Raw genomic sequence first — 22,189 nt, 5'->3', positions numbered from 1 at the left:
TATCCTTTCCGTGCCTTCGATCTATGAGTCGATCAGCTATTCACGTTTAGTCTATTTACCAGGCACGTATATTTGATCAAACACGCCACCGTCTTTGAAATGCTTCGTTTGCGTTTCTTTCCAAGTACCAAATACATCTTTTAAAGTAAATAGTTCAATAGCAGGGAAAGAATCTTTGAATTTATCTTTCACACTCTCAAGCGTTGGACGGTAAAAGTTCTCTGCCGCAATCGTCTGTCCATCTTCCGAATACAAATATTTCAAGTATGCTTCGGATACTTCACGTGTTCCCCGTTTGTCTACCACTTTATCAACGACAGCTACCGGAGGCTCAGCCAGAATACTTACTGAAGGATATACGATATCGAACTTATCTGGACCTAATTCTTTCACAGAAAGGATTGCTTCATTCTCCCAAGCAATAAGAACATCACCAATTCCGCGTTCCACAAATGTTGTTGTTGAACCACGAGCTCCTGTATCTAGAACCGGTACATGTGTGAAGAGGTTCTTAACGAATTCCTGAGCTTTGGCCTCATCATTCCCATTCTGTTTCAGTGCGTAACCCCATGCAGCAAGATAGTTCCAACGAGCTCCCCCTGAAGTCTTAGGGTTAGGTGTGATCACTTCCACACCATCTTTAACTAAATCGGACCATTCCTTAATGTTCTTGGGATTGCCTTTTTTCACTAGAAATACGATTGTTGATGTATACGGTGAACTATTGAGCTCGAATTTACTTTCCCAACCTTCTTTAATGAGACCATCCTCTTGAAGTGCATCAATATCATATCCAAGCGCTAACGTAACCACATCAGCTTCGAGACCATCGATAACGGCCCGACTCTGTTTCCCCGAACCGCCGTGGGACTGCTTAACGGTAACTTTCTGTCCCTTTTCTTTCTCCCAGTACGTCGCGAATGCTTTATTGTAGCTTTCATAAAGTTCACGTGTTGGATCGTAGGATACGTTCAATAGCTCAACATCCTTGAGTTTCTCTGTCTTTTTCGTATCGGTAGGAGCTGGTGCAGCAGCGTTCTCTTTCTCTGATGTTTTATCTCCACATGCAGCAATCGTTGCAGTCATAAGTAATACTAAACCCATTAGAACCCCTTGTTTCAACGCTTTCTTCATAATCATGATCACTCCTAATTATTCTTCTCTTCTTACTAACAGGAACACAAAACAGACGCAGGAAAATCACCATAACGCTGCTGTCAGGCCAGTTACATAGAACTGTGTCTGCAACACTAGCGAGTGATTTCCTCCGTCTGTACGGTAAGAAATATTATTAATTATTCCTACCTGTTTAGTAAGATATAAGATTATTGTAATTAATTGGAGGTAAAGTGTCAAACCTTTTTTTGTTAATCATCCATTCATCCGCGTTTAAGGCGAGTCAAGTTCGAATAAATATGGCGTTCACTCTTTCACTCACACACGTTTAAAGACAAACAAGCAGGCTATTCCTATTATTAAGGTAATAACCTGCTCTATATTCCATTCTTCAAGCCATAAATAATTTATGAACTAAAATTAAGATTTAATCATACGAATAATAATTCCGGCTCGATCTAAAATTATTATTAAACACTTAGAGGTTGAACACACATCGGTATTGGCAACTCTAATTCACATCCTGTTGCTGTTAAGCGTCCCGTCTCTGAATCCATGAAGTAAGAGACCACATTCCCAGTTTTATGATTCGCTACGAGAACATACCCACCTTCTACAATCGTAAAATTGCGAGGATACTCGCCTTGAGTACTTTGCCAATCTACTGCTGTTAAGTTACCTGTATCTAAGTCTATATCATATTGTACAATACTGTCATGTCCTCGATTAGAGGCATATAAGAAACGTCCACAAGATGATACATGAATATCAGCAGGATATGAAACCCCTTCGTTGTAGTCATCAGGTAATGTAGAAATGCTCTGAATCGTGTGAAGGTCTGCGGTCTTATCATCATACGTAAATACCGTGATTTCATTATTAAGCTCATTTGCACAATATGCCCATTTACCCGTTGGATGAAAGTCGAAGTGCCGTGGTCCTGCTCCCGGTGGAAGGTCCACCTCATGATGCTTCACTAACTCTCCCTCTTCTAGACGATAGACCACGACCTGATCAATTCCTAGATCACACACCAGGACGAACTTACCCGATGGATCTGGGAAAATAGAATGAGGGTGCGGTGATTCCTGTCTATCTGGATTAACACTATGTCCACTGTGAGTTATCATGCAAGACTTCTCTTCTAATGTCCCATTATCCCCAATTCTGAAGACGTTCACATTTCCACCAGAATAATTAGATACGAATACAAATTGACCATCTGAGGATAGACTTATGTAACACGGATCAGCGCCCTGCGTAGGTTTCCGATCCAATAAGTGTAATTCCCCAGTCTTATTATCAATAACATAGACAAATACCTCACCATCAGATTTTTCACTGACAGCATACAACCGATCACCTATTGAATTCACAACTAAATATGTAGAATTTTCTATACCATCAGTACTGCTCACAATCCGCATAGATCCGTCCAATGGATTAAGAGTACAACGGAATATCCCCTTCTCTGTATCCTTTGTTTGTGTTCCTGTAAAAAAAACAATTTCATTCTGAGTGTTCATGAGACAACTCCTCCTTATAACTATCTAATTTATTACCCAAATTCCCAACCTTTATAACAGTTACACAACCTAATTATGCCAAGAGGATAAGTATACATATGGTTGATTAAACACAGCTGTTGATATAATAAAAAGGACCATTCCAATCCGTTTCATCTTAAATATAATTTATTATCCTTACAAGTTCAACGGGAATTAATGCACACAAGTAGAAACGGCTGTGCCGTCCTTTTTCAAGGACAGCATCCATTTTAGTGGAAATATAAGGAATAGAGTATCCATATAGATTGAACTAAAGTTTGCGCTCACAAGTTCAATCATTTCTAAAGAGAATCATGAATATAAGGGTTCGTCTTTAGTTCAATCTATATAGTGAAACTTATACTTGCTTATATTCACAAAAATAGCCCTGCAAATACGCAGGACTGTTCCAATTAGTAGTTATTAACGCTAAGGTTTTGTCTCTGATTGAATATCACGGGTAACATCTAGCAAAGTGATGTTATCGTAATGCCGTTCAAGAGCCAATTCCCCACCGTTATAAATTCGTTCCATAACCTCTTGTATATGTTCGGATACCACACAGGTTGTCTCTCCTCCTCCGGAACACCAACTCGGTTGTAGTGAACCACGTGCAAGCAGACGATACAAGTCGCCTAACGTCACATTCGCACTATCGGCATTAAGCAGATAGCCACCACCTACACCTTCCTTCGTGGTTACATAACCTTGTTTCCGAAGCAATCCGAGTACTTTACGGACACGTGCAGGATGCGTACATACACTCTTAGCAATCTCATCACTATTAGCCATGTGGTCTTTCTTTAAGCTAAGAAGGGTTAAACAATGGACGGCAATATTAAATTCACTATTCATTTCATCGCTCCCTCTCATCTGTAATTATAAGCATAACAGTTTTTGGATGTCAAGCCTCCACTTTTGAGAGCACCCTTTTCAAACGATGATTACTTATCTTCTATAAATGACTATTATCCCATATATATATCCATCTTTCTCGCATCTAGCCTCGCTACCCTAGTATATGCAATCTCAAGTACTGTAAAAATGTAAACATACTTAAAATTGAATGTGTTACTTCATGTGCTATAATATTTGTACCTGATGGATTATCCAGCCAAGTACGACCGCACTTGCAATTCATAACTAGTATACAAATTATAGAGAGGGGTTCTCAAGCGTGCCTCAAATCAGTCCCTCATATCTCCAAATTGGAACAACGCTGGGTGCCATTGTTATTGCGTTGCTTACCATTTTCATTCGACTTAAAGCAAGTAGTTCACCGGTCACGATTAAGAAGATCCTTATCCCACCCTTAGGGATGTCTACGGGATTTCTCATGTTTGTTGCACCTTTTACGCATGTTCCTCTGTGGTCGGCTGCCGTTGCTTTTGTAATAGGTTGGTTTCTATTCTCCTATCCACTTATCCGCAGCACCCATTTCAAAGTCGTTGACGGTCAAGTCTACGCTGAGCGTTCTCGAAGTTTCATCGTTATCTTGTTCGCCTTACTTGTAGTCCGTACATTACTTCACCAAATTATTGAACAATATATTTCCATTGCCCAGACTGGCTCTTTATTCTTTCTATTAGCATTCGGAATGATTGTTCGTTGGCGTCTGTTCATGCTAAAGGAATACAAGCACATCACCAAGTCAAGTGACAACTTGAAATAGAATAGAACCTCACAAGGTTACAATTTAAGCTCATAACACCCACTTTGCTTCTACTGAAAAAAAGAGTGTCCTTAACCATTTTCAATGGCTTCGGGACACTCTTTTGCTTCCTGTACCTCATCTTATAAAATTCAGACCTCAGACTTCCTTTAATCTAAAAGCAATCCATCCTGCAATAAAAAACACGATGAAGCTTCCAAGTACGACAATCATTAAGTTGCTTAAGGCCAAATTGAATGCTCCGAAGCTATGTGAATTAGGAAGCATGGATAGTAGCGGCTGCGCCCAGGGATAATAGGGGCCAATTCGTTCCGAATTGATGACGAGCATATTTGGAATGGTAAATACAACATTCAGCGCAAGCGGTGCTGCGAAGCTATTCCACATGACAGAAACAGCGAGTTGTAGCGCAGCAAGCGGTAAGCAAGCCACCCATCCTCCAAAGAAACTTCGCATCATGAATTCCCATGGAATAGGTGTGGCAACGCCCTTCATCCATCCAACAAGAAACACACCTGCTAGGAATAATATCTGGGTTATGGCAAGCAGAACGGCAATAACCGTAAACTTAGCCATATACACACTAGAACGAGATACAGGCAATACTAATAATTGCTTCCATCCCCCTCCGCTATGCTCATAGCGACAAATAAAGGCAGCGAACAAGCCACTCAAGATGGGTAGAAATAACAATCCATGAGCCATTCCCATTTCTAGTAACAGTCTCTCCCATAGCCCGATATCGTTTGATACATCAATCTCGAATCCTATCAGGACGGCGAGGATCGGACTAAGTAGAACAAGTAGCCAAATTTGAATGTTAGCTATTTTCACTCTTTCAGCTGATAGAAGTCTTAGGAATCTCTTCATTTATGCCACGTCCTTTCTACTGAAATGAGCCATTCCGAGTAGTAAGACAGTGAAACCTACGAATAAAGAGGCAACTATTGCCTCTATTTGATGTGGTCCATCTAATGCCATATTGGGCCACTTCATAGGTACCCATTCATCATATTTAGCTGCGAATAGAGATGCAATGGCTATAGTTATACCCATAGAAACTGAGATCGCTTGATTCGAGTATGTTAAAGATAACCATAGTTGTAAGGCTAATATCGGCAGTGTCCCTATAAAAGGAAGAAAACAAAATCGCACGATATCTTGGTACGGTATATCCGTACCGAGTTGCAATCCAAGCCCTAATGCAATCGTTCCCAGTACAAGCAAGGCACAGGAAACCAACAGTAAAATAACCCCTAGACCGAACTTAGCACTAAAAACAGTCATTCTCGATACTGGTAGCGCGAGCAGTTGCTTCCACGAACTCGTCTGATGTTCCACATTGGCCATCAGTGAACATAGCAATGTTATTCCCATAATGAGTGACATGGGAATGAAGATTACAATATTAACGATAAGCCCTCCCCACACGTCTTCTTTGTAAGCCTCCATCAAGTAATCATAACGAAGTCCGAAATTAAGAGCCTGCATCGCAATAAGTCCAATGGGACCCAAGAACACTAGAAACCAGATGCCTTTACCTCGTATTTTAATGAAATCTGTAGATAATACACGCCCCCACATCATGAGATGCCACCTTCTCCAATAACCTGTAGGAAAATATCCTCTAGTGACTTCTTCTTCTCTTCTACACGATAAACGTCATGGCTACTATCCACTAAACGCTTCACGAGCAAAGCCACCTGAGCGTCATTAAGATTAGGAAACTGTAACATGCCTTGCTGCATCGTTCCTTCAAAGCCCTGATCCATTGCCACACGAATAGCTTCTTCTGGTTCAGATACGACGATCCGTATGCCTTCAGAAGCCCGATCCTTCAAGTTCTGAATCGTATTCTGAAACACCATTTCTCCTTCTCGGATAATTCCCACCGTACTAGCCATTTGCTCAATCTCACCTAATAGATGGCTTGATACCAGCACTGTGATTCCATGACGCTGTGGCATCTCTCTAATTAATTCTCGTATCTCCTGAATACCTGCTGGATCTAGACCATTCGTAGGCTCATCTAGAATAAGCAATTCCGGATTTCCTAAGAGAGCACTGGCTATCCCCAGACGTTGCTTCATCCCTAAAGAATAACCTTTAACCGCACGCTTGGACTCCTTTGTCAGAGAAACAATGTCCAACACCTCATCAATTCTTGATCTTGGAACATCCAGAATACGGCGTACCGTCTCCAAATTCTGAACCGCTGTTAAATGCCCATAATAGGATGGGTATTCTACCAACGACCCTACTCTCCGAAGAATATTCAATTTTTCCTTGTTTAAATCTTTACCGAATATTTGAACGGATCCTTCCGTAGGCCGAATTAACCCTAGTAGCATACGAATCGTCGTTGTTTTACCCGCTCCATTTGGTCCTAGAAAACCGTATATTTCGCCCTTCGCTATCTCTAAGTTCAGGTTACTTACAGCCGAGCGGCCACGATATCTCTTATTCAAATTTCTCGTCTGTATTACGAGTTCGCTCATCATGATCACCTCTAGATTTAACAATAAACCCTGAAGTTTAAAATGACGCCTCGCTCTTGTTTAAATTCTGTTTAAGTTTCGTTTAAATGTTCTACTTCTCGATATAGATAGATTGAACTAAAGTTTGCGCTCCAAATTCAATCATTTCTAAAGAGAATCATGAATTTGGTGGTTTTCTTTACTTCAATCTATATAGATACACACGTGTACCTTCGGATGAACTAATAGTTTCCAACTTTAAACCCATCTCGCTTGTCAGAAACTCCACAATGGCCAGTCCTATCCCCACTCCCTTAGTGTCCGACGGGTAAGACATACCTTCACCATGATCAGCAATAACGATGGCTACTTCACCCTGACGAATTTCATTATATACTCCAATATATTCCCCACTTCGCGCATGGCGGACCACATTTTGAAATATATTATCTACAATACGTCTGAACCATCCTTCATCTACGTTCCAGACTAAAGGCTCCTCTTGTATGTTCACATCTACTTCAAAGCCTTCCTTTTCCCACAAAGGATACCAAGCTGCAGCACTTTCCCTAACCAATCTTAGAACATCATGCTTCTCAGTCATTAAAGTATACCGACCACTTGTAAGCAGATTGTAGGATAATAAGTTGTCAATCAACCCGGACAAGTCGTGAATTTTAGCATCTATGAGCTGAAGTGATTCCACTCCGTGCGCAGATAACCTTTCTTTCTGCAAAGAATAAATGTGGCTACGAATAACCGTTAACGGTGTTCGTAAATCATGCGATAAATGAGCAATTAACTGCTTCCGCAAATCTTCTTCCTCACGCTCGCGGTGCATGCTCTCCCGAAGTTGAACGACCATGTGATTGAACGCATCCTCCAATTGGCCAATCTCATCATGCCTATTCACGATAACAGGTTCAGGAATTCCATCCCCTTCAGGCAATGTCATGGAAGATTGTAAACGGAGTAACCTTTTTCGAAATCTAGCAAAAAATAGCCAAGATACAACAATAAACATGATGAACAAGATAAACCCGAAGATCACATAATAGGAATTGGGCATTCCTCTATATGGTTCTCCATCTTCGAGTAAATCACGCGGAATCTGTACGGTCATGAACCCTTGCCCTGCATTAACTTTCCCCCCACCAATAAAGGAAACGACAGTAAATGGGTCAGATGCTATGCTGCTCTTCATAAATGTTATCGCATCCAAGACCGTCCACAGTACCGGTATTTGTTGCTGTTGAGGCATTTCTAATCGTGTATATCCTTGACTATCCACCCAAAACATCGTCGCTTCAGGGTACTCACCCTTTAAATGATGGATTTCTAAATTGATATCTTGTTCAGATGCCCCATCCAAACGCAACGCTTGTTGATGCCATTTAGCCTCTATCACATTCCCACGCTCATAAATTGTTGGTTGCGATGAGTTATCTATAGGTACTACTTTAGTGACTAGCCCATAGGTAGAGACAGGTACCGTGATGATGATGGGTACCATCAATAACGCTACGATCACAATGAGTAAATAACGTGACAATAACGACCGACCGAATCGAAAAATAAACCAATTCTTCATAACCTCACACGGTAACCCAGACCACGAACCGTCTCAATAATTTCCGGATTAGCCGGGTCACGTTCGATCTTTTCACGAAGATAACGAATATGGACCATTAACGATTTATCTCCATCTATGTAAGAATCACCCCATACAGCTTCATAAATCTGTTCCTTTGTCAGAATATGATTTACATGTTGTAACAAATAGGTGAATATCTGAAACTGCTTTCCTGTTAACACGACCTCTTCACCGGTTTCACAGTTAACAATTCGATTCTCTTTCTCAAATATCTTTAAATGTTTTAATTCAATTGGTTCAGCTGAATGTGCACCAGAACGCCTTAGTAATACCTCTATTCTTGCAGCCAATTCATCAGGGTGAAATGGTTTCGTAACATAATCGTCTGCAAATTCTAAACCTTGTAGCTTATCATCAATGGAGGTTCGGGCGGACAGCATAAGGATAGGTAAGCCTGGATATTTCTTCTTAAGACGCTGACCTATTGTAAATCCATCGAGACCCGGAAGCATGACGTCTAGAATTACTAATCTACAAGACTCCGCTTTCTCAATCGCACCATCTCCGTTCATTAGCCACACCACTTCATATCCACGTTCCATCAAGTCTTGGCTAGCCCACTTACCAATATCTCGATCATCTTCAATGTATAAAATTTGTACTCCCATACATCCATCGATCCTCTCATTAATATATTAAGATTATAACATGGAGAAGAGTTGCACTCTTTACTACCCATTCAACTTGAAAAGTTAGCAATACGGGCAATGTACAGTCCATGTGATATATGGTATATTTAAGCTATTATCAAGAAGAAATGGCTACACCGTTCCCTTAAGGACGGGTATCCAGCTCTTAGGAAATATAAGAATGGAGAGTTTCAAGTGAAACTTATACTTTCTTATATTTTAAAATGAATTTTTATCTAACCAAAAGGCAATGCTACCCTATACCTAAAGGTACAACCTCGGCTGCTTCTTAGTCTGGTGCTGTACCTTTTTTGTATGAGGAAAATGAGGAGGAGATCATCATGTTATTAGAAGCTATCTATCATCGTCCGAAACAAAACTGGTGTTATGCTTATGATGGGAAAACGATACATATTAGAATCCGTACCAAGAGAGGTGATATCACCTCTATAGATGCAATGACCGGTGATAAATATGCATGGGACCAGACGATTACGTACATTCCGATGTCGATCCTGTCGTCTGATGAATTATTTGATTACTGGGAATGCGAGGTTATTCCTCCATACCGTCGTTTAAGATATGGTTTCTTATTGCATAAAGATGATCAGAAGGTATGGATGACGGAATACAATTTCTTGAATGAACAACCTAGCGACCCAAATCGATTGTTCGACTTCCCTTATATCAATATGATCGATGTGTTCAAGACACCTGATTGGGTAAAAGATGCGGTGTTCTATCAAATATTCCCTGAACGATTCGCCAATGGAGATCCAAGTATTAACCCTCCAGGTACGTTACCATGGGGCGGAACTCCACAAAGAGATAATTTCTTTGGTGGTGATTTACAAGGTGTTATTGATCACATTGATCATCTTAGTAACTTAGGCATCAATGCCCTCTATTTCACACCATTATTTACTGCAACAACCAACCATAAATACGATACCGAGGATTACCTTCAGATTGACTCTCAATTCGGTGACGTCGACCTATTGAAGAAGTTAGTAGCCCTCTGTCATGAACGTGGAATACGTGTAATTATGGATGCCGTGTTCAATCATTCCGGCAGAACATTCGCGCCATTCGTTGATGTGCAGAAGAATGGAGAATCTTCTCGTTATAAAGATTGGTTCCATATTTCCAAGTTCCCAATTCGTGTTGAGAATGGCATTCCAACGTATGAAACCTTCGCTTTTGAACCATTGATGCCAAAACTTAACACCGAGAATCCAGAAGTTAAAGCCTATCTCCTTCATGTCGCTGAGTATTGGATTAAAGAAGTTGATATCGACGGATGGCGACTAGATGTAGCCAATGAAGTTGATCACCAGTTCTGGAGAGAATTCAGAGAAGTAATTAAGAAAACTAAGCCAGACGCTTATATTCTAGGTGAAATATGGCACGATTCCTCCAATTGGCTACAAGGTGATCAATTTGATGCCGTCATGAATTATCCGTTCACCAATGCTACACTCGATTTCTTCGTAGAAGGTTCGACAGATGCCGAGCAATTCTCACATGCCATCGGCAAACAGGTAGCACTTTACCCACGTCAAGCCAATGAAGTCGCTTTCAACTTACTTGATAGCCATGATACAGCTCGCTTAATCACACTCTGTAAAGACGACAAACGTAAAATGAAGCTGGCGGTAACATTCCTACTCACGTTTACCGGCACGCCATGTATTTACTATGGTGATGAAATAGGAATAACCGGCGACTTTGATCCAGGCTGCCGTAAGTGTATGGAATGGGACCCGAGTAAGCAGGATCATGACCTATTCACATTCTACCAAGAACTGATTAAGTTGCGTTTGGACCACAGCGCTCTTCGTACGGGTACATTCACATTCCTTTCCTCTCAATCAGGAAGTACGACACTGGCGTACTCACGTGAGGACGAGAAGGATAAATTTATCATTCTAATGAATAACGACAGTAAGAAACACTCCATCGAGCTCTCTTTAGCAGAAACTCAACTTGAGGATACTCACTCAGGCAAGACCTATACGATTACGAATGGCTCATTAGCCGTAGCATTACCCCCTTATAGTTATATGATGTTAAAAGTTATCAAGCATTAGAATGATTATTGTATTTCAAATCTACTACTTGAAACATAACAAAGTGGCTAAGGATCTAATCCTTAGCCACTTTTCCATACCTCGAGTCTTAGATAGGATACCATCCCCATTATGTTTTAAATTTCATCAATGAATGCTTAAAGGTCTTGGATATTTCCTCCAATCTATTCGATAAGCCCACCAACTGCTCACTTACAACATACTGCTGTGAGGACATAGACGCCACTTCCTCCGTCGAAGCACTCGTCTCTTCGACCACTGCACTAACAGAAGATATAGATACCGATAATAGCTGTTGGGATTCGATTAACTCTTTAACGGAGACAGAAGATTTATCAATCTCAGCGAGAAACTCATCCATTTGCTGCTTCACACTCTGAAAAATAGTAGCCGCCTCTTTTACAGAAACCATCTGCTCCGCCATCACAGGCGATACTTCATTCAGGGATGATGTAGTATGTTCAATTCCACGCCAGATCTCATCAGTGATCTCTGCTACCGTTAGAATGGATTGCTTCGATCCATCCGCTAGATTACGAATTTCATCAGCAACCACCATGAATCCACGTCCAGCAGCACCAGCTCTTGCTGCCTCAATCGTAGCATTCATCGATAGAACATTGGTTTGCTGTGTAATGTCACTCATAAGTTCCAATATTTTTTGTATAGAATAGGTGCTTTTCTTCAGGGTTTCTGCATGATTAACAATGGTTCTATTCATATCCACAATAATATCCGTTTTATGTACTAACTGATCCATATAAGCCGTACCTTGTCCACTCACCTGAAGTACTCGATTCGCCGCTTGTTCCATAGCGCTATTGGAAGCTAATACCTTGTGAATTTTCTCAGCGATGTGTTCAACCAGCACATTCTCGCTTTCAGCTTCCATAGCCAGATCAGAAGCTCCTACAGCAATTTCTCGTGAGGCAGTAGCAATCTCCCCAGCCGATAAAGATGTACCTTTCGAGACTTGAGCCAATTCATCCGCTGTCTCTAATACCTCTTGAGCGGAACGATTCGTTTGATCCACAAGTACTCCAATCTGCTTCATCATCTGATTGAAACTAGACCCCAGCCGACCGATCTCATCCTCACTATGGAAGGTGGTACGCACCTGTAGGTTACCTTTCTCCCCCTCTTCCATTAGATTACATAATTTCGCAAGCGGTCTGCTCAAATTCCGAATGACATAATAACCAATTAATAAAGCAAACATCACAGCTATGAGGATCACGATCATAGTAACATACAGCAGTTGATTGGTCCCTTTTACGAAATCGCTGAGAGGAGCATATCCCATCATTGTCCACTTCGTTGTATCCAATGTTTTGTATACAACAAGCTGTTGAACTCCATTCTCATTATCCGCTGTAAATGATGTTTCGTCATCCTCCACATTCTTGTTAATTTGAACGAATGACTGCGCTTCCAAAAGGGCATTATCTTTCGCATGAACAATTCTATTACTATCCGTTATCACTTCAACTTGACCACTCAAGCCGATTTTGAGATTAGAAAGCATTTCCGCGATGGCCTTCTCCTTGATTTCAAATAACATTATATATTCTGCCTCGGGTTGGTTCATATTTCGAAGTAATCTTCCCATGGTTAGTGTGGGCTCCGCATACGAATTAAAGAATCCCTTCTTACTCGTAGGGAACCATACAATCTGACCTTTAGCATTCTTAATTTGTTTCATTTTTGCTTGAATATCATCATCTGTACGAACACCATTAATACCAGAAGATTTATAGGAATCTACTTCCACTAAGCTCTCTTTCACTAAGCGGACACCTAGAAGCCTACTATCAGACCCAGAAATGGAACTTAGTTTGCTGCGGACTTTTTCTTCTAAATTATGCTTTTGTAACGTTCCAATTCCAGCTTGATTGATGCTCTCCAAATCGCGCTTCAGTTCCGAATCTACAGCCAGTTGTTTGGATAACGATTCATATTGAAGGAATAGGAAATCAAGTTTATCGGCAGCTTGAACAATAGCCTGTGAGGACGCCAAGGAGACCTCATCTTTAATAATCCCTTTAGATAATTGATAAGAAGAAAGGCCGAGTATCGTAGACAACCCAACAATGGCACAGAACATGATTACGAATAATTTCATTCCAATGGATTTAAAGCGGAGACCATGTATTTTATTATGTATTTTATTCATGAATACTTCTCCCCTTTCGCCGTTCTTCATGTTGATGTTCCAAATAAAAGAATGGTACAGCCCTCTTATGAGAGTTGTACCGAATTGTCATATTTCTTATTTTTAGAAAACCTCAAATTCTTATGTTACTCATGATTTAGTGTGTTAATAATCAGCTCTGTCTTAACCCTTGCTCGCTCCGGATGTTAAACCCTCCACAAGAAGTCGTTGAAGGAACATAAACAGAATCGTAATTGGCACTGCGATTAGAACTGCTCCCGCTGCGAACAGTGTGAAATTAGAATTCGTGTTCGAATTCACCATATCATACAACCCCACAGCGACTGTCCATTTCTCCTTAGAGCGCAATACCATCTTCGCAAAGATAAAGTCAACCCACGGACCGACAAATTGCGTTAGCGCCAAATAAGTGAGCATGGGCCGAGAAAGTGGAAGAATGATTCGCGTGAAAATCCTAAAATTACTTGCTCCATCAATCCTAGCCGCTTCGTCCAATGATCTTGGGATCGTATCCAAGAACCCTTTGGCAATAAAGGTTCCTCCAAGAGGAGCACCTGCTGCATACACTATAATTAATGCAAGATGTGTATCAAGCAAATGGAACTCTTTAAGAAGTAAATAAATCGCGATCATACTCATAAATCCAGGGAACATACCCAGAATCAATACCGTTGAGAGCGCCGTCTGCCGTCCACGGAAACGAAAACGTGATACGGCATAGCTGGTTAACAACGTGAGGACAATACCGATCAACATAGAAATGATCGAAATCTTCAACGTATTCATGTACCAGGTACCAAACATATAACTTTTGGATGTAAATAATTCACTATAGTGTTCCAATGTAAAACTACTAGGAATCAGTGACTTACTATACAGTGATTTACCAGGTCGAACGGAACCAAAAATGACCCACAACGCTGGATACACGGACCCAATTACCATGATAACGAGAATGATATAACTTAGCGTTAAACTCAAGGATTTTTTTACTTTTCGTCCACTCATTGGATCATATCCTCCTCTTTGAATGACTTCGTTCGACGGTAGTTATAAATTGAGAACGAGGCGATAATTAGGAAAATAATGATCCCCACAGCAGAAGCCATATTGTATTTGTTCTGATCTAGCGTTAACTTGTACAGCCAAGTGACTAGCAGATCGGTTGCCCCCGCATACTGGTAATCCCCCACTACAGGATTTCCATTTGTTAGCAAGAAAATCGCGTTAAAGTTATTGATATTTCCAGCAAATTGCGCAATCAGTGTTGGCGCTGTTGTAAACAGTATCATGGGCAGGGTAACGATCCGAAACTTCTGATAATTGTTTGCCCCATCAACCTCAGCTGCTTCATACATATCACGCGGAATTGTAGTCAACACACCCATAATTAATATCATAGAAACTGGAATACCAACCCACATATTGACGACAATAACTGTGACCTTTGCCCAGAACGGATCGGTCAACCATGGAAGTCCACCAAATCCGAAATATCCGAGATACTGATTAACCGGTCCGAATTGACCGTTAAACATATTTCTCATCACAAGCAGCGAAATAAGCTGCGGAATAGCATATGGAATAATTAAAATCGTTCTCCACAAACCCTTAAATTTGATACCCTTTTGGTTAATAAGTAACGCAACGAGTAGGCCTCCAAAATAAGTAGTTACCGTGGATAGAACGGCCCAAATAATGGTCCAGGTCAGAACTCCGTAGAACGTGTGACTCCACGTTTTGAGTGAAACTAAATCTCTAAATGTATCAAATCCTACCCAATCGATCAGCTTAGCTGGTGGGATGTGGTTAGGGGCAGAGTAATTTGTAAATGCCAGCATAACCATAAAGATGATAGGCATAACCGTGAAGAATAGAATACCTATTCCCGGCAAAGTCAAAAAAGCTTGTGCGAACTTATAATCTAGAACATACTGAATAGATTGTTTGAAACTGTTCGGTCGAATTCCTTTTTCTCTTTTCTCTGCGGTTTTACGCGCGTCCTTCACATTCATGACATAAATAATGACAAAAATAATCAAAAGTAAAATGGTTATCAAGCTTTGAATTAGAATAAAGATCGAGTGATCTCCTTCTACCCACTTACCGCTGACTCTCATTCTTGGCGTATCTCCAAGTGTTACAATCCCCCACAAAGATCTACCCAAATTACTGCTGAAATAAATGATCGCATACGCCTCAATTAACAGATAGACGAGGCCTTTTATAAACTGGCGGTTATATATTTGTCCCAGTCCCATGCTTATAAGCGACAGTATTGTGGCTTTGTTACGATAACGGTCCACGAGCTTTCTCCTCTCCCTAGAAAACCCAAGGAATTACCCGCCGCATGATGCGACGGGCACTTCAAATTGATATCCCTCGAGCAGTCCATCCTAATTTACTTCGTTGCACCGCCATTTAAGTCTTTAATTTGTTGTACTGCCTTATCCATCGCTTCTTTCGGATCTTTACCGTTATCCCAAATTTCCGGGAAAGCTGCATTTACAGGACTCCATACATTTCCCATTTCAGGAATGGTAGGCATAGGTTGAGAATTGATAACTTGTTGAGCGAAACCTGATACAAATGGATCACTCTTAATCTGATCAGATGCTAATGCCTCATTGTTTGTCGGGATAGAACCCACTTTTTCATTCAGAAGAAGTTGTGCTTCCTTAGTGGATGCGAACTCAGCGAACAATTGTGCAGCATTAGGATACTGTGTAAAAGAGTTAACGTACCAAGCTTTAATACCAGACAATGAAATGGCAGGTTTGCCATCAATCGTTGGAATAGGTGCAATGCCAAGCTTATCTCCTAGCGCTTTTTTGTAACCCGCAAGTTCCCAAGGACCCGTAATATCCATGGCTACATCACCAGCGTTGAATAAGCTACGTTTAATATCTGGCGTAATATCAGCGCTCTTAATAGGGAGTGCTGCTTTTAGTTTCACATACGTTTGTAATCCTACAAGAGCTCCATCCGAATTGATTCCAATGTCTTCTTTGTTCGTACCATTGTCACCGAAAATATATCCACCTCCGGTTGCAATAAACGGATAGTTAAAGTACAGATTACCCGGTTCCCACATAATTCCGTATCTGTTCTTCGATTTATCAGTGAACGTTTTGCTGAATTCGATAACATCATCGAATGATTTCGGAGCTTCCTTTAAAATTTCTTTATTATAAAAAAGTGCATAGGTTTCAGCTGCTCTTGGGTAACCGTACAGCTCACCATTAAAAGTTACCCCTTGAATGGATGCTGGTGTATTGTTAGCTATTGTTTCTTTAGCTAGCGCTTCATTTGTTAGTAGTAAACCTGCCTCTGCCGCTCTACCCAAGTTATCATGTGGAAACATTACAATATCGGCAGCTAATCCTGAAGGACCATCTTGAGTTAATTTCGTAACTTGATCTGTTGCTTGCACTTCTTCAACTTTAACAGGAACGCCATATTTCTCTTCAAATTGCTTCGCCATTTCATCTGTGAATGATCTTTCTTCCTTACTTTCCCAAACAGTCAGTGTAGCGCCCTCTTCTGGTTGAAGTTCTGGGTTAGCAACCTCCTCCGAAGTAGCACCCGGTTCTATCGTCGCATTCGTGCTTGGAGCAGGCTCCGCATTTTTACTCGGTGTGTTGTTGGAACCACAAGCCGTAATTGAGAAAACCATGGTTAAGGCAGCAACTAACGCCATTACTTTGTTCATTTTCATTCTTAAAATAGCCCCTCTCTAATTGGTCTAAAGGTTATCATTCCGTAAAACTAAGAATGTTGCGCAAACGATTCCACAAATGCGAAAAATCTTCCCCTACACACTTAATCTTGTCTTATTGTGAGCAGTAATTTAAGTGCGTAAGCGCTTTTTCATGGGTTTATCATACACAATAGATTCTGTTTTGTAAAAACGTTTGCACAAGGTGTTTAACCCTAAATAAACCTATTTTATCGATAGTATCCACTGTAATCTTCCCTTTTCGCAGAATAACGTGGCATTACTTAGATTCACTTCAAAACAACCATAGAGTATGGAGAAACCACTAGCAAATTAGAGTTAATATTTGTATTTATACTCGTTATTTTTAATTTTTGTATATTCTGTTTTCTGTGTGTTACATTAGCATTATCTTTTAAGCTACAGCCTACCATTAGCGTTCCGAACAGGCTTCTCCCCATTATTCCGAGACCGAGACGTTTGAAATTTGTGCCTGATTTAATAATTGTCACAATATTCCACCCTTCATTATTTACTTTTTATTGTTCTTTATGGGCATCATCATAACGGAGGGAACATTTCAGTCAAAATATTAGTACTTCCTATATTTCGTATAATTCATTAATTTAGAGAAGGTAATACAGGTCTTGACTTCCTATTCCTCCTTTTTTCGATTCTCATCCATTTTGTTCTAATTTCTGCTATAATTATTCATCATGCAAGTTTTATCATTTACAAGCCGTACACATTAGATTAAGATATCAAGTGTAAAAACGAATACCTCGTTTGTTTGATTTAACGATTTACGCAAACGGTATCATCCGGGAGGTCATTATGTCTGTCACGATAAAAGATGTTGCTAAAAAAGCTGGCGTATCACCCTCCACGGTGTCCCGAGTGCTATCAAATCACCCTAGAATTAGTCGTGAAACTTCTAGAAAAGTAAAAATTATTCTAGATGAGATGGGATATCATCCTAACATTATGGCTCAGAGCCTAGTGTCCAAAACAACGAATAGCATTTGTGTTATTCTACCTAAGTCTGCTGAAGAGTTATTCTTAAATTCATTTTTTATGGAATTAGTCCGAGGTATAGTGACACAAGCTAACCGTTCAGGCTATGATGTTGTGCTTAGTTCTGGAGGAAGTGAGCAAGAGGAAATCGATGTTGTATCCCGTCTAATTAATGGGAAAAGAGTCGACGGTGCAATACTACTCTATTCGCGTAAAGATGATCCTGTTGTAGAATTTCTACACAGCAACAATCACCCTTTCGTCTTAATTGGGCGAAGCGACAAATATCCTGATCTACTATCTGTTGATAATGATAATGTTCAGGCCGCTTATGATGCTACCAAACACATGATTTCCTTCGGACATAAACGAATTGGATTCGTCAGTGGACCACCTAATCATGTCGTTTCGATAGACCGACTTAAGGGATACCAACGAGCTCTTGAAGAAAGTGGACTTGAGATGCGCAAGGACTGGATTGTTGAAGGAGAGTTTCTACAAGAAAGTGGATACCGGGCTATGTCATTTTTCATGAGTTTACCCGAACGCCCTACCGCCTTAGTTGTGGTAGACGATCTTGTATCATTCGGTGTATTACGAGGTTTACATGAACTGGGATTTAAAGTTCCTGATGATCTAAGTATTGTCAGCTTTAACAATATATCAATTGCAGAATTCTCTAACCCACCTATAAGTAGCATTGACATAGGTATTTATAATCTGGGGTATACTGCTTCACAAGCATTAATTCAATCGATTCAACATCAAGGAGAAACACAATTTCAGAAAAGGCATATCATCCCACATCGGCTCGTGATAAGAGAGTCTTCTATCCTTCCTGTGGTTGATCAAAAAAACCATCAAATCTAAGAGTAATACATATGAAGTATGTACTTGCTTCATATGTATCTTATGAGATAATAAATCTGAAGCATACTTAATTCAGATTTATCCTACGTGTAATAAATGTGAAGCAATTCCTTGCTTCATTTATTTTTAAAAGTAGTACAAACGTTTGCACAAACAAGGAGGAACCCACATATGAACCCTACGAATTCCCCTATTCATGCTTGTTTATTCGACCTAGACGGCGTGCTCGTTGACACAGCCAAATATCATTTTTTAGCTTGGAAACGACTCGCGGATGAACTAGGATTTGAGTTTACTGAGAAAGATAATGAAAGACTAAAGGGCGTTAGCCGTATGGCTTCCTTGGACATTTTACTTGAAGTTGGCAACGTTCAACTCGATGACGCCACCAAGATTGCGCTCGCAGAAAAGAAGAACAACTGGTATGTAGACTACATCTCATCCATGGATGAATCAGAGATATTGCCAGGTTCACTCTCCTTTCTGAAAGAGTTGAAAGAACATGGGATTAAAGTTGCCCTAGGTTCTGCTAGCAAAAATGCCATGAAGATATTAAATAACGCTAACATCGTTCCTTACTTCGACGCCATTATTGATGGAACAAAAACATCCAATGCTAAACCTGATCCTGAAGTTTTCCTACTTGGTGCAGAAGCTGTAAACGTTTCTCCAGAGCATTGTATTGTTTTTGAGGATGCCGAAGCGGGTATTGAAGCAGCTACCAATGCAGGCATGCGCAGTATTGGCATTGGATCAGCAGGAACACTCACTCAAGCCAATTATGTCGTAACTTCACTTGCAGACATGTCTGTTGAGAAATTACAACGGATCATGACCCAACACTAATCATTTGCACACATTCCTTATAACCCAATTTCCAAAAGGAGACGATTCATGTGAAACAATATTTAAAGATGGATCCATGGAACATTATTGAAGAAGGATTCGATCCTCAGCATCATGAGATATCAGAAAGTATTTTCAGTATCGGTAACGGATATATGGGACAACGAGCTAATTTCGAAGAAACCTACCGTGGTAGCTCCTTGCAAGGTAGTTATATGGCTGGCGTATATTATCCTGATAAAACACGTGTAGGATGGTGGAAGAACGGCTACCCAGAATACTTCGCAAAAGTATTAAACTCTACTAACTGGATTGGAATTAATGTCCTTATTGACGGAGAAACCCTTGATCTTGCTGTATGTAAGGTTAAAGACTTCGTAAGAGTACTTAATATGAAAGAAGGAACACTTTCTCGTAGCTTTATCGCTGAGACACCAGAAGGTAAAATCGTAAAGATTGAAGCCTTACGCTTCATTAGCATTACTCACAAAGAAATTGGAGCCATTCGATACGCAGTCACGCCACTTAATTTCAATGGTTCGATTTCCTTGACTCCATACTTAGATGGCGATGTTTCTAACAAAGACTCCAACTACGATGAGAAGTTCTGGTTAGAAGTGTTACAAGAAGTGACTCCAGATGATGCTGCTCTCACGATCAAGACGAAGAAGCTTGACTTCCACGTCACATCCGTCATGGCTTACAGCCTACTCAAGAATGGCGAATCGCTCATGGTGACACCTGAAATGATTCATAAAGAAAAATATGTAGCTCATCAATTACAACTTGATGTACAAGAGAATGATCAGATTGTCCTTTACAAATATGTTGCGAATGTGACTTCCCGTGATCATGATTGTAGTCAATTACTGAGTGTTGGACGATCACTTCTTAAATCGGCTATGGAGATAGGTTTCCAAGAGCTCCTTCATAAACATCTTACTGCGTGGGATGTGAAATGGCGTGAAAGTGATATTGTCATCGAAGGAGATGTAGCTGCACAGCAGGCCATTCGTTTTAACATTTTCCAGCTTGATCAGACCTACACTGGCGAGGACGATCGTCTCAATATTGGACCTAAAGGATTTACAGGAGAGAAATACGGTGGAAGTACGTATTGGGACACCGAAGCATATTGCCTCCCCTTCTATTTAAGTACAGCAGATGCATCCATTGCTCGCAATCTCTTGATCTATCGTTATAAGCACCTTGAAAAAGCAAAAGAAAATGCGCGTAAGCTTGGCTTCAGCAAAGGTGCATTATACCCTATGGTGACCATGAACGGGGAAGAATGCCATAACGAGTGGGAAATTACTTTTGAAGAAATCCATCGCAACGGTGCCATCGCCTATGCTATTTATAATTATGTTAATTATACTGGTGATACGGCTTATCTAGGTCAATATGGTCTTGAAGTTCTTACTGAAATTTCACGATTCTGGGAAGAACGTGTCAATTATGTTCCTGCCAAAGATCAATATATGATATTAGGTGTTACTGGACCTAATGAATACGAGAACAACGTCAATAACAACTGGTATACGAATAGCATAGCGGTATGGACAATGAAATACACCCTGGAAGTTCTAAATGATCTACAGAAGAATGAACCTTCTTTGTACAGTGATCTAATAGAAAAACTACATCTTACAAAAGATGAAACGTCCAAATGGAGCGATATCATTGCTAAAATGTACTACCCACATGATGAAGAACGCCAAATATTCTTACAACAGGATGGATTCTTAGATAAAGATCTCACACCAGTGAAAGAACTAGATTCTTCAAATTTACCACTGAATCAACAATGGTCTTGGGATCGTATCCTTCGTTCGGCTTACATTAAGCAAGCCGATGTATTACAAGGCATATTTACTCTAAGAGACCAGTTCGATCTGGATACGGTGAAGCGTAACTTCGACTTCTATGAGCCACTTACGGTACATGAGTCTTCCTTATCTCCATGTGTACATTCCATTCTAGCTTGCGAATTGGGTTACAAAGAAAAAGCTTATGAAATGTATCTACGTACTTCTCGTCTGGATTTAGACAATTACAACAACGATACCGAAGATGGTTGTCACACAACAAGTATGGCAGGCACTTGGATGTCGGTTGTACACGGTTTTGGAGGGCTACGTGTTCAGAATGGTGCTCTATGCTTGAATCCATTCAACCCTGGACACTGGAAATCATTCTCCTTCAAAGTAATGTTCCGGAACTCCCGTCTCAAAGTTACGGTTAGTGAGCACGATGTAACTGTTAGCAACGAGACCGAAACATCTATCAATGTGAATGTATACGGTAATGATTACACCGTTAATGGATTGAGTCATATCAGTATTAACCTATAGTAATCAACTACAACAAGACCCCATATCCC

At 40.4% G+C, this 22,189-nt stretch carries 17 protein-coding genes; 5 read left to right on the top strand and 12 right to left on the bottom strand.

The features are described 5' to 3' along the window. Positions 1-51: 51 nt before the first annotated feature. From PGLA_RS03745 to PGLA_RS03735, 3 genes are all read right to left on the bottom strand, one after another. Positions 52-1,134 carry a sulfate ABC transporter substrate-binding protein gene (locus PGLA_RS03745; RefSeq protein WP_068528894.1) on the bottom strand — a complete coding sequence of 361 codons (1,083 nt, stop codon included), beginning with the start codon at positions 1,132-1,134 and terminating at the stop codon, positions 52-54. Between the two features lie 452 nt (positions 1,135-1,586). Continuing rightward, the gene (locus PGLA_RS03740; RefSeq protein ID WP_068528891.1) at positions 1,587-2,642 is read right to left on the bottom strand and encodes a lactonase family protein; all 1,056 of its coding nucleotides are present in this window, start codon (positions 2,640-2,642) and stop codon (positions 1,587-1,589) included. A 450-nt stretch (positions 2,643-3,092) separates the two neighbouring features. Further along, on the bottom strand, positions 3,093-3,518 hold the full coding sequence (locus tag PGLA_RS03735; RefSeq protein WP_068528888.1) for an Rrf2 family transcriptional regulator: 426 nt from the start codon (positions 3,516-3,518) through the stop codon (positions 3,093-3,095). 322 nt (positions 3,519-3,840) lie between these two features. Between PGLA_RS03735 and PGLA_RS03730 the strand changes: the two genes are divergently transcribed. Beyond that, complete coding sequence (locus PGLA_RS03730) at positions 3,841-4,335, top strand: CcdC family protein (RefSeq protein WP_068528886.1); 495 nt, start codon at positions 3,841-3,843, stop codon at positions 4,333-4,335. 138 nt (positions 4,336-4,473) lie between these two features. Here the strand turns inward: PGLA_RS03730 and PGLA_RS03725 are convergent, their stop codons facing one another. From PGLA_RS03725 to PGLA_RS03705, 5 genes are all read right to left on the bottom strand, one after another. Next, positions 4,474-5,205: an ABC transporter permease gene (locus PGLA_RS03725; RefSeq protein ID WP_068528882.1), complete on the bottom strand. Its 732-nt coding sequence runs from the start codon at positions 5,203-5,205 to the stop codon at positions 4,474-4,476. Next, complete coding sequence (locus PGLA_RS03720) at positions 5,206-5,922, bottom strand: ABC transporter permease (protein WP_342671677.1); 717 nt, start codon at positions 5,920-5,922, stop codon at positions 5,206-5,208. Then, on the bottom strand, positions 5,919-6,833 hold the full coding sequence (locus PGLA_RS03715) for an ABC transporter ATP-binding protein (RefSeq protein WP_068528876.1): 915 nt from the start codon (positions 6,831-6,833) through the stop codon (positions 5,919-5,921). The genes PGLA_RS03720 and PGLA_RS03715 overlap by 4 nt, the downstream gene beginning before the upstream one ends. Before the next feature lie 178 nt (positions 6,834-7,011). Then, positions 7,012-8,403, bottom strand: a complete 1,392-nt coding sequence (locus tag PGLA_RS03710; RefSeq protein WP_068528873.1) for a HAMP domain-containing sensor histidine kinase — start codon at positions 8,401-8,403, stop codon at positions 7,012-7,014. Continuing rightward, complete coding sequence (locus tag PGLA_RS03705; RefSeq protein WP_068528870.1) at positions 8,400-9,074, bottom strand: response regulator transcription factor; 675 nt, start codon at positions 9,072-9,074, stop codon at positions 8,400-8,402. Before PGLA_RS03705 ends, PGLA_RS03710 begins: the two co-directional genes overlap by 4 nt. A 362-nt stretch (positions 9,075-9,436) precedes the next feature. Here PGLA_RS03705 and PGLA_RS03700 point away from each other — a divergent pair, with 362 nt between their 5' ends. Further along, positions 9,437-11,185 carry an alpha-glycosidase gene (locus PGLA_RS03700; RefSeq protein WP_068528867.1) on the top strand — a complete coding sequence of 583 codons (1,749 nt, stop codon included), beginning with the start codon at positions 9,437-9,439 and terminating at the stop codon, positions 11,183-11,185. 109 nt (positions 11,186-11,294) lie between these two features. Here the strand turns inward: PGLA_RS03700 and PGLA_RS03695 are convergent, their stop codons facing one another. The 4 genes from PGLA_RS03695 to PGLA_RS03680 form a co-directional block, all read right to left on the bottom strand. After that, on the bottom strand, positions 11,295-13,358 hold the full coding sequence (locus PGLA_RS03695) for a methyl-accepting chemotaxis protein (protein ID WP_068528865.1): 2,064 nt from the start codon (positions 13,356-13,358) through the stop codon (positions 11,295-11,297). A 162-nt stretch (positions 13,359-13,520) separates the two neighbouring features. Continuing rightward, positions 13,521-14,366, bottom strand: coding sequence for a sugar ABC transporter permease (locus tag PGLA_RS03690; RefSeq protein ID WP_068528862.1), 846 nt, complete (start codon positions 14,364-14,366; stop codon positions 13,521-13,523). Then, complete coding sequence (locus PGLA_RS03685; protein ID WP_068528859.1) at positions 14,363-15,664, bottom strand: sugar ABC transporter permease; 1,302 nt, start codon at positions 15,662-15,664, stop codon at positions 14,363-14,365. Before PGLA_RS03685 ends, PGLA_RS03690 begins: the two co-directional genes overlap by 4 nt. 95 nt (positions 15,665-15,759) lie before the next feature. Then, a complete protein-coding gene (locus PGLA_RS03680) occupies positions 15,760-17,076 on the bottom strand; it encodes a sugar ABC transporter substrate-binding protein (RefSeq protein WP_068528856.1) in 1,317 nt (438 codons plus the stop codon). 834 nt (positions 17,077-17,910) lie between these two features. Here PGLA_RS03680 and PGLA_RS03670 point away from each other — a divergent pair. The 3 genes from PGLA_RS03670 to PGLA_RS03660 all read left to right on the top strand — a co-directional run bounded on the left by PGLA_RS03670 (position 17,911) and on the right by PGLA_RS03660 (position 22,160). After that, a complete protein-coding gene (locus tag PGLA_RS03670; protein WP_068528848.1) occupies positions 17,911-18,960 on the top strand; it encodes a LacI family DNA-binding transcriptional regulator in 1,050 nt (349 codons plus the stop codon). A gap of 171 nt (positions 18,961-19,131) precedes the next feature. Continuing rightward, positions 19,132-19,806 (top strand): beta-phosphoglucomutase, encoded by a 675-nt coding sequence (gene pgmB / locus PGLA_RS03665; RefSeq protein ID WP_068528845.1) that lies wholly within the window; start codon positions 19,132-19,134, stop codon positions 19,804-19,806. A 50-nt stretch (positions 19,807-19,856) separates the two neighbouring features. Then, positions 19,857-22,160 (top strand): glycoside hydrolase family 65 protein, encoded by a 2,304-nt coding sequence (locus tag PGLA_RS03660; RefSeq protein WP_068528842.1) that lies wholly within the window; start codon positions 19,857-19,859, stop codon positions 22,158-22,160. Positions 22,161-22,189: the final 29 nt, after the last annotated feature.

This window comes from Paenibacillus glacialis, from assembly GCF_001637205.1.
Classification (GTDB): Bacteria; Bacillota; Bacilli; order Paenibacillales; family Paenibacillaceae; genus Paenibacillus_AQ; species Paenibacillus_AQ glacialis.
The sequence above is the reverse complement of the archived record's forward strand: the minus strand, read 5'-3'. Positions and strand labels throughout refer to the sequence as shown.

Bases quoted from the DNA above. Each gene is read 5' to 3' on its own strand.
- PGLA_RS03740 (WP_068528891.1), bottom strand. From the start codon at position 2,642: ATGAACACTCAGAATGAAATTGTTTTTTTTACAGGAACACAAACAAAG.
- PGLA_RS03700 (WP_068528867.1), top strand. From the start codon at position 9,437: ATGTTATTAGAAGCTATCTATCATCGTCCGAAACAAAACTGGTGTTAT.
- pgmB (WP_068528845.1), top strand. From the start codon at position 19,132: ATGAACCCTACGAATTCCCCTATTCATGCTTGTTTATTCGACCTAGAC.
- PGLA_RS03710 (WP_068528873.1), bottom strand. From the start codon at position 8,403: ATGAAGAATTGGTTTATTTTTCGATTCGGTCGGTCGTTATTGTCACGT.
- PGLA_RS03725 (WP_068528882.1), bottom strand. From the start codon at position 5,205: ATGAAGAGATTCCTAAGACTTCTATCAGCTGAAAGAGTGAAAATAGCT.
- PGLA_RS03695 (WP_068528865.1), bottom strand. From the start codon at position 13,358: ATGAATAAAATACATAATAAAATACATGGTCTCCGCTTTAAATCCATT.
- PGLA_RS03680 (WP_068528856.1), bottom strand. From the start codon at position 17,076: ATGAAAATGAACAAAGTAATGGCGTTAGTTGCTGCCTTAACCATGGTT.
- PGLA_RS03690 (WP_068528862.1), bottom strand. From the start codon at position 14,366: ATGAGTGGACGAAAAGTAAAAAAATCCTTGAGTTTAACGCTAAGTTAT.
- PGLA_RS03705 (WP_068528870.1), bottom strand. From the start codon at position 9,074: ATGGGAGTACAAATTTTATACATTGAAGATGATCGAGATATTGGTAAG.
- PGLA_RS03670 (WP_068528848.1), top strand. From the start codon at position 17,911: ATGTCTGTCACGATAAAAGATGTTGCTAAAAAAGCTGGCGTATCACCC.
- PGLA_RS03720 (WP_342671677.1), bottom strand. From the start codon at position 5,922: ATGATGTGGGGGCGTGTATTATCTACAGATTTCATTAAAATACGAGGT.
- PGLA_RS03715 (WP_068528876.1), bottom strand. From the start codon at position 6,833: ATGAGCGAACTCGTAATACAGACGAGAAATTTGAATAAGAGATATCGT.
- PGLA_RS03735 (WP_068528888.1), bottom strand. From the start codon at position 3,518: ATGAATAGTGAATTTAATATTGCCGTCCATTGTTTAACCCTTCTTAGC.
- PGLA_RS03745 (WP_068528894.1), bottom strand. From the start codon at position 1,134: ATGAAGAAAGCGTTGAAACAAGGGGTTCTAATGGGTTTAGTATTACTT.